Below are 19,050 nucleotides of genomic sequence, written 5' to 3'. Positions count from 1 at the left end.
CCTACCAAATAAAAAACATCAGCATCCTTTTTTCACCTTATGAGGCTGCTTCAAAAGTATATATTCCTTTTGAAGCAGCCTTCTCTTTTAGTAAAAATGATTAATTCCACTTCTTTTTGAAATCCTATTACAGAGAACAAACAAGGAGTGATCAACTTGGATTATAAAAGAGCAGAATCTATTCAATCGAATGGGCAGCCCGCACAAACACAAAATCAACAACCAGGTATTGAAAGTCAAATGGAGCCGCTCCCTATTTACGATGACGCAAATTATAAAGGGAGTAATAAACTAAAAGGAAAAATCGCTCTTATTACCGGCGGAGATAGTGGAATTGGTAGAGCCGTCGCCATTGCTTTTGCAAAAGAAGGAGCAAAGCTTGCAATTATCTATCTTAACGAACATGAAGATGCTAATCAAACCAAAGAGGAAGTTGAAAAGTATGGAGGTGAATGTTTACTGATTGCAGGCGATATTGGAGACGAGTCATTTTGTCAACAAGCCGTCAAACAAACGATCGATACGTTCGGGAAATTGGATTGCCTGATCAACAATGCAGCTGTGCAATATTATCAAGAAAACATTGAGGATATAAGCGCATCTCAACTTGAACGTACTTTCAAAACAAATATATTTTCATGTTTTTATTTAATAAAAGCTGCCATGTCTCATCTTAAAAAGGGCAGTACGATAATCAACACGGCTTCCATTGTTGCCTATAAAGGGAACCCTGTACTAATGGACTATTCTTCAACAAAAGGTGCCATGATTGCCCTGACGAGATCGCTATCTCAAAGCATTGTTTCAAAAGGCATAAGAGTCAATGCTGTGGCACCTGGCCCGATCTGGACTCCATTAATTCCATCTTCCTTTCCTGCCGATCAAGTTGCCTCTTTCGGAACAACAAGCCCTATGGGGAGACCAGGTCAACCTTGTGAATTAGCTCCGAGTTATGTTTATTTAGCTTCTGATGACTCTTCCTATGTGACAGGGCAAGTCTTACATGTTAATGGCGGAAGCATCATCAACGGGTAACGAAAATGTTTCAAAAGTTTGGGCGTCTCAAAAGGTTAAACCAGACCTTTTGAGACGCCCTCTTTCTTTACCTTTAGTCATTATTAGAGAATTTTCAAATTCTTCCTTGTCAGAAATAAAGGGATTAGAGTTCATTTTGTCAAATAACTATATAATATAATTATTTAAGGTAGAAAGTAGTGATGACATGCAACCTTCCATTCAATCAAACAGCGAATTATATGATTACCTTGAACAACAGGAATCTCGCTTCATTGAAGAGTGGACCAGTCAAATTTTATTAGATCCCGAAGACCCTTTTAAAGACAATGTCAGCCAAAATGGCTTTAAAATGTTTGAACTTGTTAAACAAACAATTACAGGTAAAGACGTTAAAGAACATATGATTACGTTAGCCGGTAAGGTTGCGAATGAGCGAGTAGAAGCAAACATTAACATTGGAAGTTTTGTCTACAACGTAAATGTCGGAAGAAGTATTATCATTAAATTTATTCTTAAATCAGGAATTGACCTAGAAAATTTAAGTCTAACCATCACTAAAATAAATAATTTATTTGATGACTTTTGTTATCAAGCCGTCACTATGTATACAGATATAAAAAATGAAGAATTGCAACAAAAGAAGTTCCATATTAACCAAGTTCATAAAGATAAATTAGCTATCCTTGGGCAAATGTCTTCAAGTTTCGTTCATGAATTTCGCAACCCGTTAACTTCTATTATTGGCTTTAACAAATTATTACGAAATGAATATCCAAACTTAAAATACTTAGATATTATGGAACTCGAATTAGATCAGCTTAAATTTAGGATTACACAATTTCTACACACCTCTAAAATGGATATTCTAGGTGACAGCAATAAAAAGATGAAGTTAAGAGAGCTACTTGAAGACATCTTAAACTTCCTTTACCCTAGTTTTGTTGATGTTGATGTTCAAACGAACTTATCTATTAGTGAGGACATTGAAATCGAAGCCAATAAAGATGAAATCAAACAAGTCTTTGTTAATTTATTGATGAACTCCATAGAAGCCCTAAGACAAAAAGTGAAGCCCCGAATCATTAATATTTCCGTTGAACAAAATACACACGAAGAGGTCATTATTAAAATATCAAATAACGGACCTACTATCCCTTTAGAAGTTCGCGAAACCATTTTCGAACCCTTCTTTACAACGAAAGACCTTGGAACTGGTATTGGATTATATGTATGTAAAAATATTATTGAAAAACACCAAGGAATTATGACTTGTGATTCAAACGAAGAAGAAACGACTTTTCTGATCTCTTTGCCTGCAAAGTCTAAATAAATACTAATCCCTCATATTCAAATATGGTGGCTAAATGTGATTTTTCATTTAGTCACCTCTTTTTATTACACTGCACGAAATTCCATTACATAATTTAGTATGTGAAATTATCTGTTTATAATAGAACCATACACTTTTCATAGAATTAATGGTAAAATGCCTTTTGTTAAAAAATTAATAGCCTACAGAACGTCAACAACTGTTGGAGGATTTATTTTGATTTTATTATTAAACTACTTAAAAAAAATAACTTATAAACAAATGATCGGATACACCATCTTGTTTTTACTTTTTGCTTCCTCTCTTTTCTTTGTTCACCATAATCATTCTTTTTATGATCGTACGATAGCACAAGTGTTCGAGACAAGTTTAGTGGAAACTACTGAATTAATAGATTTGTATTCTAATGAAGATCAATTATTTATTCAAGAAATAACCGCAGAAGTAAAGAATGGAGAACACAAAGGAGAACGTCTTAAGTTAACAAATCAATATTCTTCTTCTGGTGCTTATGACCAGCAATATCAAATCGGGAATGAATTGTTTGTCTGGATTGATCCTAACACTTTAGACAGCGACATTTTAAATGGAACCATTGAGGACGTAAAAAGGGATAAGTACCTTTTACTGATAACATGGATTTTTATATTTACTTTATTACTCGTTGGAAAAAAGCAAGGACTTTATTCGATCATAAGTCTCATCATTATTGCTTTATTATTATCTCTGGCATTAGATCTATATGTTAGGACATCGAACATTAGTTTAGTTCTCATTTGCGGAATTGCTGTCATATTATTTACCATTATCTCCTTATTACTTGTAAATGGTTTTAATGAAAAATCTTATGCAGCCATTGTTGCTACACTACTAGGAACATTTAGCATACTTCTAATCACCTATATTGTTATATCGTTTACTTCCGGAAGAGGACTACGATATGAAGAAATGCAATTTCTCACTCGACCTCATGAAATGGTGTTTATGGCAGGTGTGCTCGTTGGATCGTTAGGTGCTGTCATGGATGTAGCAATTACAATGTCTTCCTCTCTCTTCGGACTCTATGAAAAAAACAATACTATTTCGAATAAAGCTCTGAAAAAATCAGGGATGGAAATCGGCAAAGACATCATGGGTACGATGACAAATATTTTGTTTTTTGCCTATATAAGTGGTTCTATCCCTATGCTTATCCTTTATCTAAATAATGCCTCTCCGCTTGGCTATACTTTCTCAATTAATCTTTCATTGGAATTGGCTCGAGCTCTAGCTGGCGGGATTGGAATTGTATTAGCCATTCCAATCGGCCTATACATTACTATTTTCTTTATTAATCGGAAGAGGGCAAAACGATGAATACTTTATTAGTACTAGCCATTATTTTATTTTTGTTAATGGTTTGGGTCGGTGGAAAAAAAGGAGCACGTTCTTTCATTGCATTATTTTTTAATTTTGGTGTATTGTTTCTAACCGTTCTTTTTATGTCTAACCCTGGTTCAAGTCCAATTGCTCTGACATTGTTTGCATGTACAGTCATTAGTTGCATTAACTTATTTTATATTAATAATGTTAACATTAAGACGGCTACAGCTTTTGTTGCAACGATTATAACTACAGTTATTCTCCTTATCTTGATTGTCATGATTACAGACCATGCTATGATACAAGGTTTTGGTGAAGAAGAAATTGAGGAGCTTAGCATCTTTTCACTCTATGTCGGAGTTGACTTTGTTAAAATTGGTGCTGCTATGATTATTATGAGTACAATTGGTGCCATTATTGATGTAGCAATATCCATTTCTTCCCCTATGCGTGAAATATCTAATCACAACCCTGACATTACTAGGAAAGCGTTGTTCTTATCAGGATTAAGTATAGGCAGAGATATTTTAGGAACAAGTACGAATACGTTATTTTTTGCTTTTTTTGGTGGATATATGGCCTTACTCATTTGGTATAAAGATTTATCTTACACAGCTGGTCAAATCGTCAATTCCAAGATTTTTAGTGCTGAGATGATTACAATTCTTTGCGCTGGAATAGGAGTAGCTCTTATCATCCCTATTACCTCTTGGATTACAGCCTATGTTTTAGTGAAAGCAAGAGAAAAAGCGTAAAATGAAAGCGAAAGTCCTCCTCCAACTATATGAGGGACTTTCGCTTTGTTTTGGTTAATCATAGATTTATCTGAGTTAGACAATCAATTTTCCCAACTTGAAACCAATTAAGAAACAAATAATCGATCCAACTATACTAACGAATACATATGTACCTAGTTTAGCCCATTTCTTTTTGTTATAGAGTTGTACTGCTTCCACACTAAAGGTTGAAAAAGTTGTAAATGCGCCAAAAAAGCCAATTCCTATAGTTAGATAGAGTGGATCCTCATAAGCTGCTAAAGGAATCGACTTATAATAAATTCCAAAAAAGCCTCCTAGGCCGCCCGCCCCTAGTAAATTAACAATTAACATCGCGATCGGAAAAGGAGGAGACGGAAATCGCTTCATAATGGCTAATCCAAGTAAGTAGCGCGATATTGCGCCAATCGAGCCACCAAGTGCAAGTAAGATTAGATTCATGCTGAATTCACCTCTTTATTTCTCTCTTTTATTTTCTTAGCTAAAAAGCTTCCAGCAAAGTATCCAACTAAAGCAAGCAATATTCCGCCTAACACCGATCCTATTACGTACATAACCGCTTCAAATGGTTTATAGGTTTGAAATAAAAATGTTGCGTCCGCTGCAAGTGTCGACATTGTTGTAAAACCTCCACAAAGACCTACACCTAAGCCTGCTTTTAACCACTCCTTTGGGACATAGACGAGAAACCACGCTGTTAAAAATCCTAAAAGAAGGCTTCCAAAAAGATTTTCGATAATGGTTCCAAATGGATAACCGGTCTCTAACGTAAGAAGGTTCAATGAATAACGACCAATGGTCCCAATGGCTGAACCAACCCCAATAGCAATAAGAGTTTTCCAGTGTTCTGTCACGCTCATTACTCCCTTTTTTTAAAAGTCCAAAATAAGTTGATTTACATCATAGTGTAAATGACCTTTCCTCTAAGAACAACAGCGTAGACATCCAAAAATTTTTTTTGTACTTAGGAGAAATAACTGTTGACAAATTACACCCTATCCTGTAACCTCGTAATTGTTGTTAATTGAATACCTCGTTAGGTGAGGCTCCTGTGCTGGAGATACGCTGCTGCCCAAAAATGTCCAAAGACGCCAATGGGTCAACAGGAACCATCGACATAAGGTGGTTTTTAATGTAGCTGGATTTGTTCCTATGCCGCACAGTGCTAAAGCTCTACGAATGGAGGAAACTGGACGCTTTTTTGCTGTGTCTGTACTTTTATAGTACGATACTGCCTAATTTAGCTTATTAAAGACACCTTCATTCATGAAGGTGTCTTTTTTCATGCCATCTTTAATAGTTTTCTATCAATGTAGGTTAGCCCTTTCTTACCTTAAGCTATCAGATTCACAAATTTGTATTAGCGACATATATTTTATCAAGTACAACTTTTAATCAAGCTAATTGAACTAACTTAATAGGTCCTCGTTAGGTGAGGCTCCTGTGCTGGAGATACGCTGCTGCCCAAAAACGTCCAAAGACGCCAATGGGTCAACAGGAACCATCGACATAAGGTGGTTTTTAATGTAGCTGGATTTAATCCTATGCCGCACAGTGCTAAAGCTCTACGAATGGAGGAATGTTGCGGATTGAAAGCATCGCTAATTAAGCGTGCCCTTATACGCACTTTTAACACCTTCCATTCATGTAAGGTGTTTTTTCTATTTAGTTTTTAAGGAGGTGATGTGGAATGGAAAAGGATAGTGGTCCTGAACCTGAGTCGAAATGTATAAGTCAATCACTTAGAAAAACAATACGAATGATGGGAGTCCATTCCACTAACTTCAACTTATGTGGACTCTCAATTTGAGGAGGATTCATAATGGTTAAATTAAATGAACAAAACCGTGAACAATATGAGCAATTGATTTTAGATACACTTCAAGCTGAAGATCGAAAGCAATTTCGTGAGACATTTTTAGAACTTCACCCAACCGATCAAATCGATATTTTTGTAAAGATCGACGAAGAATCTCGTAAAAGAATATATGATTATTTATCTCCAGAAGATTTCTCACATATTTTTGAAGGCTTGGAAATTGATGAGCAAAAGAACATTTATTATGAGCTAGACGAGAACTATTCTTCAGAGATGTTCAACAATATGTTTGCAGACGATGTTGCTGACTTTTTAGCTGTATTGAAAGGCGGAAAAGCGGAAGACATTTTACTAAAGATGAATCAAGAAGAAGCACAAGACGTCAAAGAATTAATGTCATACGCTCCAGAAACAGCCGGAGCTGTCATGACAAAGGAATATGTAAGTATCTCTTCAACTGATATCGTTTCAAATGTTATTGAAAAATTAAGAAATGAGGCACCTGATGCAGAAACCATTTACTATTTGTATGTAGTCGACGAATTAGAGAAATTAGTTGGTGTTATCTCACTAAGAGATCTCATTACAGCTCAACCAACTGAAGTCATTGAAAACATCATGAGCACTCGAGTCGTATCTGTACAAGATGATATGGACCAAGAAGATGTAGCAAAACTAATTAAAAAATATGACTTCTTGGCTGCTCCAGTTGTATCGAAACAAAATCATTTAGTTGGAATTGTTACGTTTGATGATGTCATTGATATTCTCGAAGAGGAAGCAACAGAAGATTTAGGTGAGATCTCCGCTGCAAAAGGGGCAACTGATGTTAATGTTAGTGCATTTACAGCTGCAAAAAAACGTTCACCATGGATTATTATGCTAATGTTCTTTGGACTTATCACAGCTGAAGTAATTGGCCAATTCGAAGATACTTTAGAAGCAATTGTCTTGCTTGCAGCCTTTATTCCTCTAATTATGGACTCAGCAGGAAACACAGGTACACAGTCTTTAGCTGTAGCTGTCCGTGGTTTGGCACTTGGTACGATTAAAAAAGGTAGCGTAGGAAAGATGATACGACGCGAGTTTGGAACGGGATTAATGTTAGGGTTAATTTGTATGGTTGTGTTAGGGATTACCGTAACAATCATTCACGGTCATTGGATGTTAGCTTTAATTGTTGGTTTCTCTATCTTTTGTACACTTAGTATCGCAACAGTTATTGGTGCAACTGTACCACTTGTTATTAATAAGTTAAAGTTAGATCCTGCTATTGCATCAGGCCCATTCATAACAACCGTTAATGACATTCTTGGTTTACTGATCTACTTCTCTATCGCAACAGCGTTACTTGACTACTTGTAATTAAATATAGACTCATTTTGTGAGCTCTTGATTGAATAGGTTGTGGTGGTTTTAACGGGATGTTTCCTCTGACATACAGTGCTAGTACTATAGGGCATTGAAAATGTATAAAGTATCGTTAGAAAGACACCCTTAATTCTTTTGCTTTTGGGTGTCTTTCGCTTTTATGGGCAATATAAACATGTCAAAAGCAAAGAAGGTGAACATAATGATGAATGAATTTGAATTAGTGCTAAAGTTATCCCTTGCGTTATTTTTTGGGATGTTAATTGGCATTGATCGCCAACTTAAACACAAGCCACTTGGCTTAAAAACAAGTATGATCATTTGCGTTGCCAGTTGTATGATTACGATCGTTTCAATAGAATCATTTCATAAGTTCGCAACTCCAACTTATCACGCAATGGACCCAATGCGTCTAACTGCACAAATTGTAAGTGGTGTTGGTTTTCTAGGAGCAGGAGTAATCTTACGTAGAAATAATGATGTTATTTCTGGATTAACAAGTGCAGCTGTGATCTGGGCAGCATCTGGACTTGGGATTGCTGTTGGTGCTGGGTTTTATTTATTGCCTTCAGTTGCGGTCATTTTATTTATTTTAGCGATTAACTTTATACCATTGGTTATCAAAAAAGTAGGGCCCGCAGCCTTAAGCAAACGTGATGTTCTTGTAAAAGTTGTGATGGAGCCTAATTTTAAAATAACCGAGTTGGTAAAAGCTATTGAGCGCAAAGGGCAAGGTCTTAATCATCATGAAAAGAGCGATATTATCATTCGGAATTTAAAATTGAAAGATCTAGATAATGGCAACCAACAAATAGACTTAAAGCTATCTGCACCTGAAAAGCAATATACGACAGAGATTTATTATCTGTTAAAAAAAATTGATAATGTCATCTCAGTTGAAATTGAACATTAATCCTTCCTAATTTAGAAAGGAGGTACCGCTCATGAAAAAAATAAGCATGAAAAATCGAGAAGAATACACATATTATTTATTTTTGTATTTAAAAAACAAACAAAAGAATCTATTTCGAGAGGAATTTTTAGACTTACACCCTACCGATCAAGTTGAGATTTTCAAACAAATGAGCGAAGACAAACGAAAGAGGGTTTATCACTATTTAACCGCTAACGAATTTGCCAATCTATTTATAGGGCTTAGATTACATGAACAAAAACAAGTTTTCACAGAACTCAAAGATGACTTTGCGCTCGAAATGTTAGGTGAATTACCAGCTGATGAGATCACCGATTTCTTTAATGAGATTCCTAATCACATAACAACTTATTTGTTAAAGAAGATGGAAAAGAGCGAAGCCGATAACATTAAGCTTCTCCGCACGTATAAGGACGATTCTGCTGGTTCCCTTATGACAACGGAATTTATTAAAGTTGCACCTAACGACACGATATCAGAAATAATGAATCTATTACGTTTAGAAGGGATAGATGCCGAAACCATTTATTATATTTATATTGTCAATGATGTAGACAAACTAATTGGCGTCGTTTCCTTACGAGAATTGATAATAACTTCACCAGAAATAACCGTTGATCAAGTAATGAAAGAACAAGTCGTTTCTGTTTTTCCAACAACTGATCAAGAACAGGTATTTACAATAATCAAGAATTATAACCTTTTAGCTGTACCTGTCATTTCATCAGAAGAAAAAATCATTGGCATTGTCACAGTCGATGATGTAATGGACGTAATGGAAGAAGAAACAACTGAGGATATTGGTGAATTTGCAGCTGTTAAAGGAGCTCTAGACCTTGACGTTAGTTCTTTTGTTGCGACTAAAAAAAGGTTACCTTGGTTAATACTATTGTTATTTATCGGTATGATTACAGCAGGACTGATTGGTACCTTTGAAGCAACATTAGCTGAAGTAGCTATTTTAGCTGTTTTTATACCACTTATAGCAGACATGGCAGGGAATACTGGTACTCAATCACTTGCCGTTGTTGTTAGGGGATTAGCGTTAGATAAATTCGATCAAAAGACCGTTTTAGAATTAATAAAAAGAGAGACGGCCACTGGATTAATGATGGGATTTGTATGTGGAGTATTCGTTTCAGGTATTGGAATGCTTATTCCAAACGGTAGTCCAATCCTCGGTTTTACCATTGGTGTATCACTTTTTGTAACAATCCTTTTCTCAACCTTATCTGGTACAATCATCCCTTTAGTAATTAATAAGTTCAAGATCGATCCAGCTGTCGCATCTGGACCTTTTATCACAACGATCAATGACTTTATTGGTTTATTTGTTTATTTTTCCATTGCTACCTCTCTGCTTCATTACTTATAAACTAAGAGAAGAAGTAGCTAGTCATACTGAAGCTCTTCTTCTCCCTTTTTAAATCATTTACATTTCAATTAGTAAGTTATGTTGGAATGTTTATTTTAGCAACCTTATTTTACTTTTTATTATCTCAGGATATACAGGCATCCCCTGTTTAACATTCAAAAGATGCCCGAATCTTACTAACCTTTCCCTTGACTCTGCTTATAAAATTCATGAAATAGCTTCATTAACGCCCTTTTCTCAATTCTTGAAACATAACTTCTCGATATTCCAAGCTCTTTTGCAATCTCCCGCTGGGTTCGCTCTTCTTCTAAATTTAACCCGAATCGTCCTACAATCACTTCTTTTTCCCTATCATCCAACACATGAATAAATTTGTATATCTGTGTTTTCTCCATATTCGTTTGTATTACATCTACAATATCTTCGCCTTCTTCTTGCAGCACATCAATTAAAGTAATCTCATTTCCTTCTTTATCCGTTCCAATTGGGTCATGTAAGGAAACATCCTTCTTAACCTTTTTTAATGCTCTAAGGTGCATGAGAATTTCATTTTCAATGCACCGAGCTGCATAGGTTGCTAGCTTTGTCCCTTTTCCATCAGAATAACTCTCAATCGCCTTAATTAAGCCAATTGTACCTATTGAGATAAGATCTTCTGTATCTTCCCTCGTATTTTCAAACTTCTTTACGATATGAGCAACTAGCCTTAGGTTATGTTCAATTAGAAGGTCACGTGCTTTTTCATCGCCTTCTTGCATCAGTTTTAAGTATTTTCTTTCTTCATCTTTTTTGAGTGGCTGTGGGAAGGCGTTATTCTTAACGTAGGATACAAAAACAATTACTTCTTTAAATAAATAAGAAATAGCTGCAATTAAAGCTGACACGAAATCACCCCCAAATGTCGTTACTTCATCCTTATGTCAACTTGGGCTTGGTCGTGTCTGTACGACTAAAATAAAGTGATTCTTTCTTAATTATTTGCCGACAATCATTCTTCACAACGGAAATGATCTAATGAGTGCTTCTTTTACAAGTTGGATAATCTAAGCGTAATTAATGTTGAAGGAGCCACACATATGTCTATTGATGTTTTTATCATGGGGGAGTCTTTATATTCATTCATTTATTCGCAAATGAATTGATTCCTTCAAATCGAATTCATCGCTTAAAATGGTTTTCCTTTTCTGGAGGGCTAGCAGTTTCTTATGTTTTTGTCTATGTTCTTCCTACCTTACATAAGGAACAAATTTTAGTGAAAAAATATGGTGACTATTTCACAATGGAATCTGAATTATACTTTATTGGTTTGCTTGGGGTTTTAATGTTTTATGGCGTTCAGAAAGTTGTCCGAAAAGCTCAACTTAATGATAAAACTCATAAGGCCCGAACATTATTTTGGTTACAGATTGCCTTTTTTGGTCTATACAATATGTTGGTTGCATACACGGTCATCTCACATAATGTTTTCGGTGTACAGGCCGTATTTTACGGGTTAGCAGTCGGGCTGCATTTTATCGCAGTCGCTCATGACCTATGGAGAGAATACTCAGATATTTATAATCAAGTAGGTCGCTATGTTCTTGCACTGGGAATCGTAGCAGGCTGGATAATGGGAGTAGCCGTTAACTTAACTCCTCTAACAGAATCCATTATTTTTGCTTTCATTTCAGGAGCTATGATTTTAAATGTCTTAAAATATGAACTACCTCCAGATGATGAAGCACACTTTCCGACTTTCGCTACTGGTGTGATCGTCTACACAACGATCACAATGTCGCTAAAGTTCTTTTTTCAGTGGTAACTGTTTCATTCGTTCCTCTTACTCCATCACTTTTCCTTTGGTGTATTCTCGAAACTGCCTTACTATTGATTCTTGGTTTTATTACTATCTAAAATACCAACATTTTGAATGCTTTAACTGCTTTTGGATATAGTAACCATATCAACATTAAATTGGAGGAATAAAAAATGAAAATGCGTTTTATCCTTACCGCTTTTGTTAGCTGTTTAGTAGTGTTAGGTACTATCGGGGTTACTAAAGTTGATGCAGCACCAAATGTCATTGATTTTGAATTAGAAATTGAATTGAAGGATCATACTAAGATTGATATTGAATATGAGGTTGAAAACAATAAAATTGAAGCAAAATATAAAGTACCAGGTTCCGCTACAAAATATGGACAAGATGCACTAGTCATGATTGAACCATTATTGAAAGAATTAAAATTAACCCCAAATGTCAATGGGGCAGAATTAAAAACGCAAACCCTCTCAATCTTTGAGGTAAATGTAAATGATATTGATGAGTTTGAATTAGAAATAAAATTTGATAATGGTCAAAAAGTAAAAATTGATTGATAGTTGTTTCATTTATTACTTCTTGGCTATAGTATAATTTATAGAAATAGGCAGGATAACTGTTCAGCATTGTTATCCTGCCTATGTTGTAATCTTTTCTTGCTATTCACTCTGAACATAAACTTCCTTTTCAAGTGCTAACCGTTCAATAACTTTAGCTAAAAGCAATGTCCGCTCTGTTAATGAGGAAATTTCTAAATACTCTCGATCGCTATGCGCATTCCCTCCAATTGGTCCAAGCCCATCAACAGTCGGGATTCCCATCGCCGAAGTAAACGATGCATCTGATCCCCCACCCGTTTTCGTATCTTTAATTTCTATACCTAACTCTGCACCGACCTCTTTAATTATGTGAAAGAGTGATTCAATCTTTTCATCTTTTAACATAGGAGGTCTCCTCATATCACCAGTGAGTTCAATTTCCGTTCCTTTTACATCGGAGGAAGAACAAACCTCCTCAATTTTGTGCTCGACTTGTTCTGCTTGTTCTAGTGTTGCAACACGCACATCTACATGTCCCGTTGCCGTAGCAGAAACTGTATTCACTGCATCTCCACCTTCTATCATGCCTACATTCACAGAAATCCCATGCTCATGATCGTTTAATTCATGTAACTTTACTATCTTATGAGCCAACTCTTCAATGGCACTTCTTCCCTTTTCAGGTTCTATACCTGAGTGGGCTGCTTTCCCATGAACTTCAATAGTAAATCGTCCACTTCCTCTTCTCTCAGTCACAACTGAACCGTCACGTCTTGCCGGTTCCATAACTAAAGCAAACGACTTTCCTAGCGCTTCTTTCTCGATTAATTCTCGCGAGGTCACAGAACCGATCTCTTCATCACTATTTAAAATTATTTCTACTTGTTGATAGGCACTAGAACCTTTATTTTTCAAATAACGAAGAGCATAAATGACTGCTACAAGACTTGCCTTCATATCAATGACACCAGGACCATAGGCTTTTCCATTGTTGATTGTAAAAGGTCGTTCTTTTGTTGTTCCTTTTTCAAACACAGTATCCATGTGAGCAACAACTAAAATTGGTGGGTGGGGGTTCTTAAGGTGTTTAATAACGAAATGATCTCCAACTTCTTTTTGACTGATTCTTTTCACTTGAAAACCGAGTTGTTCAAAATAGGGAAGCAGTTCTCTTCCCACTCGATCGACTCCTTCTTTATCATTTGAACCGCTGTCCATGTTTACCAATTTTTCTAATAGTGTAAGCATCTCATTCAAATTAACTTCCATCTTACCCTTAACCTTCTTCCTTCTTACTTTATATAATTGTTAAGGATTTTGTAGAAATTTGCAAGTACCGTTTTAGATAATACAAGTAATCTAACTCCTTTGTCACATTTTGTCATTTCCATGGAAATAAATAAAAAAAATGAGCAGTTCATTAAATGAACCACTCGCAATGGGGGGAGAGTAGAGAGAACATTTTGGAAGCTAGGTCAATGACCTTTCCTGTTATTAATGTACCGTACTCTGTTAAAATTAACAGTAACTTTGTTAAATCATCTTACAAGGAATATAAGGATTCCATTTCTAAACTGCCTTTTTAATATATGATATACTGTATTTGCTTATTTACACTTAAAAGATCACTTACTGCTAGTCTTTTATTAGAAACTAAACCTATTGTCTTAATCATAATGAAGGGGAGTATGATTATGAGAAACTTAAAACAAATCGAAAGGCAATTTCAAAAGAGAGAACCAGGCATTTTAGGTGCATCGGAGGCAATGCAGTCAGCTGTTATTGTTCCCCTTGTATTTAACGAACGTAATGAACTATCAATCCTTTTTGAAGTACGTTCAAAAAAGCTAAATAAACAACCTGGAGAAATTTGTTTTCCTGGCGGTAAAATTGATCCTGATGATAAATCAGCTGAAGCAGCTGCTATTCGTGAACTAACCGAAGAGATCGGTGTCAAAGATGAGATTGAAATAATCGCTCCTCTCGATGTATTGGTTACACCATTCAGAGGTATCATTTATCCATTTTTAGGAAAAATCAAAGATCTGGACAACTTAGCAATAAACAAAAATGAAGTTGATCACATCTTCACTGTTCCATTATCTTTCTTTGAAAACTACCAACCCCAAAAACATTTAATGCGTATGAATATGCAGCCTGGAGATGATTTTCCTTTTAAAAAGATCGCCAACAACGAATCTTATTCAGCACGTCATTTCGACTTATATGAATCGTTTTATTACTTTGAGGATTATGTCATTTGGGGTTTAACAGCTAAAATTTTAACTCATTTTCTTGAAGCAGTGAAAGGGTAAAAGATAGGCTGGTGCCTGATCCTTTACCCTTTTATTTCATTATCTATTACTGCTTTTCTTCATAGAGTTCTTTTTGTGCCTTCATTGCTAATCGATGACATAGAACGGCAGCCACTAATGTAACAAATATACCACCAATAAATAGACCTGGCATTGTCATAACTGAACTTTCTGTTGGGATAACTAGCCCTATAAACAGGAAGATACTTAATGACAATAAAATAAACCCATATTGCTTATAGTCACTAACTTTTGCTTCAAGTTGTTTTATTTTATCTTCCATTTATCTTCCTCCTAATCTCCTTTTATTCTATCATCTTTACTAGAATGAAAGCTGATGTAAAGTACACTAATTAAGGAAGAACCTAGCCATAATGGAAGAAGACAACTGTCCTTCCATCTCTATAAATTATACGTTATCATATGTAAAGAGCTTAACTACATATATTGGAGGAATTTCATACTATGAAAAGCATTGTACGCGACATGAGTCTTGCTAAAAGTGGTCATTTGAAAATTGACTGGGTAAAGGAACATATGCCTGTATTAAATCGAATTCGAGAAGAATTTGAAAAAACTCAACCATTTAAAGGTTTAAAGGTCGCCATTTGTCTTCATTTAGAAGCAAAAACAGCCTACTTGGCAAAAGTGATAAAAGCAGCTGGTGCGGATGTGTATATCGCGGGAAGTAATCCTCTTTCAACCCAGGATGACGTTTGTGCTGCCCTAGTGGAAGACGGCATTACCGTTTTTGCTAAACATAAACCAGACCCAGAGGAATTTAAGCAGCATTTACTAATGACACTCGAGGTTGAACCAGATCTTATCATAGATGACGGCGGTGATTTCGTTACACTCCTTCATGCTGAACGTCCTGACTTGATTAAAAATATTCGTGGTGGTTGCGAGGAAACAACTACTGGAGTCATTCGAGATAAGGCACTACAAAAAACAGGAGATCTTCCATTTCCAATGATTGCAGTTAATGACGGCTATTGTAAACATTTATTTGATAATCGTTATGGTACAGGTCAATCTGTTTGGGATAGCATTAATCGTACGACGAACTTAGTTGTGGCTGGTAAGACAGTTGTCGTTGTAGGTTATGGTTGGTGCGGCAGAGGCGTGGCTCTTCGTGCAAAAGGCTTAGGTGCAAAGGTAATCGTAACTGAAGTTGATAGCATTAAAGCAATCGAAGCGTATATGGACGGCTTTGAGGTAATGTCTCTAACTGAAGCTGCTAAAAGAGGAGATTATTTTATTGCTGTAACAGGAAATCAGTACGTGATCAGTCGAGAACATATGGAAAATATGAAGGATGGTGCCATTCTAGCAAATGCAGGACACTTTGACGTTGAAGTCAATAAACATGACCTAGCCTCATTAGCTATCTCAAAACGTGAAGTTCGTCAAAACATCGAAGAGTACGTATTAGAAGACGGACGTAAGCTTTATCTATTAGCAGAAGGTAGACTTGTTAACCTTGGCGCTGGCGATGGCCACCCAGCTGAAATAATGGACATGACATTTTCATTACAAGCGGTTTCTCTTGCCTATATCAATGAGCACTACAAAGAAATGAACAACGAAATTGTAACAGTTCCTTATGAACTTGATCTGAAAGTAGCGAAATTAAAATTAGAAGCACTTGGAATTGCAATTGATTCATTAACAGAACAACAAGAAGTATATTTAGAAAGTTGGAAAATTGACTAATATGGAGTCTTTATCTTAAAAAAACAAGCGTAATGGTTTTCCCAATGCGCTTGTTTTTTCTATCATTAGAAATGATTAGGCAAATTCTTTACTTAAACGATTGACTTCAAAGATTACCCGCTCTTCGTCTACCGTTAGGCACTCTCCATTTTTGATTACTTGCTTGCCTTGTACATACACATCTTTCACATCTCTGCCGCTTCCAGAGTATACCAAATGAGAAACGGGTTCATGTGCAGGCTGATAAAAGGCTTGCTTAGTGTTTATTACAACTATATCCGCTTGTTTTCCAACTTCAAGGCTACCAATTTGGTTTTCTAACCAGATTGCCTCAGCCCCATGATTTGTAGCCAGTCTCAATGCTTTTTCAGCTGGAATTAAAGTGGCATCATTATGAACCCCTTTATAAAGCAATGCAACCTGCTTAAGTTCTTCAAACAGATCCAAATTATTATTGGATGCTGAACTATCTGTCCCTAAAGAAACAGTTATGCCTTTGCTTAACATCTCTGGAACCGGTGCAATCCCGCTCGCAAGTTTCAAATTACTAATAATATTATTTGATACTTTTACATCATATTTTGCCAGTATATCCATTTCCCAATCTTCAACATGAACTGCATGAGCAACCAATGTTGGCTGTTCAAACATTCCTAAATTCTCTAAATGTTTAACAGGACGTTCACCATACTCTTTTACGTTCAATTCTACTTCAGCTCTTGTTTCTGACATATGAATGTGGATCGGGGAGTCCAACTCAGCAGCCTTATCTACGATTTTCTTAATGAAATCAGGTCCACATGTGTACGGGGAATGTGGAGACATCATTGTAGTAATTCGACCATCTGCTTGATTGTTCCAATTCTTTACAAAGTTTGACGCTTCTTCTAATTTACTTTGTCGTAATTCTTCAGAACCAAAACCAATCATTCCACGGCAAAGTCTTGCTCGCATCCCCGAATGATCAACTGCCATGGCAACTTCATCCATGTTATCATACATATCAACAAATGTGGTTGTTCCTGTGCGTAGCATTTCAATGATCGATAAATAAGTCCCCCATTTTGCATGGTCCTTCGTATATGTCGCTTCAACCGGCCACATTTTCTCTTCTAACCATTGCTTTAATGGCAGATCATCAGCATAACCCCTTAACAATGACATTGAAGCATGTCCATGAGTATTTACTAACCCTGGTATTACATAATCTCCCTTTACATCTATTACTTCATCATAAATAGATAGGTCATTGAGCTCTTCGCCTATATATGTAATTTTTCCGTCTTCAAAAGCGACAGCTCCATTTTTAATTAACGTGTTGCTTCGATCCATTGTGATAATGGTACCGTTAACAATTATCTTCTTTGACATGATTTACTCCTTTTTGTAGAGGACAGCAAACAACGTCACCGTCCTCTAAACTACTTACTTTAATACATTCACAATTTATCTGTATGGGTTTGAAGATAGTTGATTCCTTTCAACTGGCATCCAACCCTCACCATCAATCCATTCAATATAGACTTCGTATGGTTGGTTGTGGTTATGCTCACCACTTACAACACCTCTTGCTCTTGTCTCGGATCCACCATTTTCAATTCTCCATACTGTCATATTATGATCAAGTCCAGTCGCATATCGTAATGCCTTTTCCATTTCATTACGATTAGTACTACCACTTGAGAAATTTGGGCTGAATTCAGTCTGCTCTGTGCCTACTGGCTGCCACTCACCATCAGGAACAGGTTCAAGTTCTTCATCAGCTAGTTCATCTTCTTCCTGCTCCTCATTACTTCCTTCTTCTTCTATATTCTCTTCTTCTGTATCTTCTGTTGTAATAGGAACTTCTTGACTTACATCTGATGTATCACGACTAGAATCAGAATCAATAGCTTCCTCTACCTCTTCAGTCATTGCCTCTTCACTAGAGTCATTATCAAAAATGATTTGATAAGCAAAAAATAAAATAAGAATGGTTACAATACTTATCGCTACATTTAATATTTTGTTTATTCGTTTTTTCTTACGTTGCTCATAACGAAATCCTTGCATACTCCCACTCCCTTTAATCTTTCTTTCAGTCATTATACAAGATCTTTTCTCATTAAGCGAGAAACGATCGACCTAGATTTTGACGGCTACATGACATTTCTCTTAAACGATACAAAGAAGCTGCTCTACAATGGAGCAGCTTTCATTTGAACCTAGCGAATATCAATAATTTTGATTTCCATTTCTCCACCAGGAGTATTTACGACTACCTTTTCATTCACCGCTCGTCCAAGTAAGCTTTGGGCCATCGGAGAATCATTGGAGATCTTACCTTCTGCAGGATCAGATTCCGCGCTTCCAACAATTGTATACTCTTCTTCGTCACCATCAGGAAGTTCAATGAATTTAACCGTTTTCCCAAGTGAAACTACATTAGCAGCGCCTTCCTCGTCTTCGATCATTACTGCATTGCGAATCATCTTTTCAAGTTGAGCGATTCGGCCTTCAACAAATGCTTGCTCTTCTTTGGCTGAATCATACTCAGAGTTCTCTGAAAGGTCTCCGAAGCTACGAGCGATCTTTATACGTTCAACGACTTCTTTACGTCGCTCCGTTTTTAAATATTCCAATTCCTCTTCTAACTTTTGCTTACCATCCATCGTCATATAATGCTTTTTTTCTTCTGCCATTTGACTCACTCCTC

19 protein-coding genes and 2 riboswitches are annotated in these 19,050 nt (G+C 36.2%); of the genes, 11 read left to right on the top strand and 8 right to left on the bottom strand.

Features of this window, described 5'->3' with window-relative positions:
* Nucleotides 1–156: 156 nt before the first annotated feature.
* From BkAM31D_RS04630 to BkAM31D_RS04615, 4 genes are all read left to right on the top strand, one after another.
* On the top strand, nt 157–1,035 hold the full coding sequence (locus tag BkAM31D_RS04630) for an SDR family oxidoreductase (protein ID WP_157076835.1): 879 nt from the start codon (nt 157–159) through the stop codon (nt 1,033–1,035).
* 187 nt (nt 1,036–1,222) lie between these two features.
* Nucleotides 1,223–2,347, top strand: coding sequence for a histidine kinase N-terminal domain-containing protein (locus BkAM31D_RS04625; protein WP_066155604.1), 1,125 nt, complete (start codon nt 1,223–1,225; stop codon nt 2,345–2,347).
* Nucleotides 2,348–2,608: 261 nt separating this feature from the next.
* Entirely contained in the window at nt 2,609–3,703 is a 1,095-nt protein-coding gene (locus BkAM31D_RS04620) for a YibE/F family protein (protein WP_066156191.1), read from the top strand.
* Entirely contained in the window at nt 3,700–4,464 is a 765-nt protein-coding gene (locus tag BkAM31D_RS04615) for a YibE/F family protein (RefSeq protein ID WP_066155607.1), read from the top strand. The genes BkAM31D_RS04620 and BkAM31D_RS04615 overlap by 4 nt, the downstream gene beginning before the upstream one ends.
* Nucleotides 4,465–4,539: 75 nt before the next feature.
* Here BkAM31D_RS04615 and crcB read toward each other — a convergent pair whose 3' ends face one another.
* Together crcB and BkAM31D_RS04605 are read right to left on the bottom strand one after the other, a co-directional pair.
* Nucleotides 4,540–4,926, bottom strand: coding sequence for a fluoride efflux transporter CrcB (crcB, locus tag BkAM31D_RS04610; RefSeq protein WP_066155610.1), 387 nt, complete (start codon nt 4,924–4,926; stop codon nt 4,540–4,542).
* On the bottom strand, nt 4,923–5,339 hold the full coding sequence (locus tag BkAM31D_RS04605; protein ID WP_235820465.1) for a fluoride efflux transporter FluC: 417 nt from the start codon (nt 5,337–5,339) through the stop codon (nt 4,923–4,925). The genes crcB and BkAM31D_RS04605 overlap by 4 nt, the downstream gene beginning before the upstream one ends.
* 171 nt (nt 5,340–5,510) lie before the next feature.
* Nucleotides 5,511–5,677: riboswitch (M-box (ykoK) riboswitch) on the top strand.
* A gap of 225 nt (nt 5,678–5,902) precedes the next feature.
* Nucleotides 5,903–6,069: riboswitch (M-box (ykoK) riboswitch) on the top strand.
* A 238-nt stretch (nt 6,070–6,307) separates the two neighbouring features.
* Here BkAM31D_RS04605 and mgtE (BkAM31D_RS04600) point away from each other — a divergent pair.
* The 3 genes from mgtE (BkAM31D_RS04600) to mgtE (BkAM31D_RS04590) all read left to right on the top strand — a co-directional run bounded on the left by mgtE (BkAM31D_RS04600) (nt 6,308) and on the right by mgtE (BkAM31D_RS04590) (nt 9,984).
* The gene (gene mgtE, locus BkAM31D_RS04600; RefSeq protein ID WP_066155615.1) at nt 6,308–7,669 is read left to right on the top strand and encodes a magnesium transporter; all 1,362 of its coding nucleotides are present in this window, start codon (nt 6,308–6,310) and stop codon (nt 7,667–7,669) included.
* Between the two features lie 208 nt (nt 7,670–7,877).
* A complete protein-coding gene (locus BkAM31D_RS04595) occupies nt 7,878–8,588 on the top strand; it encodes an MgtC/SapB family protein (protein ID WP_066155618.1) in 711 nt (236 codons plus the stop codon).
* A gap of 31 nt (nt 8,589–8,619) precedes the next feature.
* Entirely contained in the window at nt 8,620–9,984 is a 1,365-nt protein-coding gene (mgtE, locus tag BkAM31D_RS04590; protein WP_066155620.1) for a magnesium transporter, read from the top strand.
* A 176-nt stretch (nt 9,985–10,160) separates the two neighbouring features.
* Here mgtE (BkAM31D_RS04590) and sigK read toward each other — a convergent pair whose 3' ends face one another.
* Nucleotides 10,161–10,868 (bottom strand): RNA polymerase sporulation sigma factor SigK, encoded by a 708-nt coding sequence (sigK, locus tag BkAM31D_RS04585; RefSeq protein ID WP_066155623.1) that lies wholly within the window; start codon nt 10,866–10,868, stop codon nt 10,161–10,163.
* Nucleotides 10,869–11,236: 368 nt separating this feature from the next.
* On the opposite strand from sigK, the gene BkAM31D_RS04580 reads away from it, so the two are divergent.
* Together BkAM31D_RS04580 and BkAM31D_RS04575 are read left to right on the top strand one after the other, a co-directional pair.
* Entirely contained in the window at nt 11,237–11,785 is a 549-nt protein-coding gene (locus BkAM31D_RS04580; protein ID WP_257391632.1) for a DUF3270 family protein, read from the top strand.
* Nucleotides 11,786–11,952: 167 nt separating this feature from the next.
* Nucleotides 11,953–12,342 carry a YusW family protein gene (locus BkAM31D_RS04575; protein ID WP_066155628.1) on the top strand — a complete coding sequence of 130 codons (390 nt, stop codon included), beginning with the start codon at nt 11,953–11,955 and terminating at the stop codon, nt 12,340–12,342.
* A 102-nt stretch (nt 12,343–12,444) separates the two neighbouring features.
* On the opposite strand, the gene BkAM31D_RS04570 is transcribed toward BkAM31D_RS04575, so the two are convergent.
* On the bottom strand, nt 12,445–13,593 hold the full coding sequence (locus tag BkAM31D_RS04570) for a M20 family metallopeptidase (protein ID WP_066155631.1): 1,149 nt from the start codon (nt 13,591–13,593) through the stop codon (nt 12,445–12,447).
* A 425-nt stretch (nt 13,594–14,018) separates the two neighbouring features.
* Here BkAM31D_RS04570 and BkAM31D_RS04565 point away from each other — a divergent pair, with 425 nt between their 5' ends.
* A complete protein-coding gene (locus tag BkAM31D_RS04565; RefSeq protein WP_066155634.1) occupies nt 14,019–14,639 on the top strand; it encodes an NUDIX hydrolase in 621 nt (206 codons plus the stop codon).
* Nucleotides 14,640–14,685: 46 nt separating this feature from the next.
* Here the strand turns inward: BkAM31D_RS04565 and BkAM31D_RS04560 are convergent, their stop codons facing one another.
* Nucleotides 14,686–14,922 (bottom strand): YrhC family protein, encoded by a 237-nt coding sequence (locus BkAM31D_RS04560; protein WP_066155636.1) that lies wholly within the window; start codon nt 14,920–14,922, stop codon nt 14,686–14,688.
* A 182-nt stretch (nt 14,923–15,104) separates the two neighbouring features.
* Between BkAM31D_RS04560 and BkAM31D_RS04555 the strand changes: the two genes are divergently transcribed.
* Complete coding sequence (locus tag BkAM31D_RS04555) at nt 15,105–16,355, top strand: adenosylhomocysteinase (RefSeq protein ID WP_066155639.1); 1,251 nt, start codon at nt 15,105–15,107, stop codon at nt 16,353–16,355.
* Between the two features lie 75 nt (nt 16,356–16,430).
* Here BkAM31D_RS04555 and BkAM31D_RS04550 read toward each other — a convergent pair whose 3' ends face one another.
* The 3 genes from BkAM31D_RS04550 to greA form a co-directional block, all read right to left on the bottom strand.
* Nucleotides 16,431–17,726, bottom strand: a complete 1,296-nt coding sequence (locus BkAM31D_RS04550; protein WP_066155642.1) for an amidohydrolase family protein — start codon at nt 17,724–17,726, stop codon at nt 16,431–16,433.
* 75 nt (nt 17,727–17,801) lie between these two features.
* Nucleotides 17,802–18,407, bottom strand: a complete 606-nt coding sequence (locus BkAM31D_RS04545) for a YrrS family protein (protein ID WP_066155645.1) — start codon at nt 18,405–18,407, stop codon at nt 17,802–17,804.
* 152 nt (nt 18,408–18,559) lie between these two features.
* Nucleotides 18,560–19,036, bottom strand: coding sequence for a transcription elongation factor GreA (greA, locus tag BkAM31D_RS04540; protein ID WP_066155648.1), 477 nt, complete (start codon nt 19,034–19,036; stop codon nt 18,560–18,562).
* Nucleotides 19,037–19,050: the final 14 nt, after the last annotated feature.

The sequence above is a fragment of the Halalkalibacter krulwichiae genome, assembly GCF_002109385.1.
Taxonomy (GTDB): Bacteria; Bacillota; Bacilli; order Bacillales; family Bacillaceae_D; genus Halalkalibacter; species Halalkalibacter krulwichiae.
The sequence above is the reverse complement of the archived record's forward strand: the minus strand, read 5'-3'. Positions and strand labels throughout refer to the sequence as shown.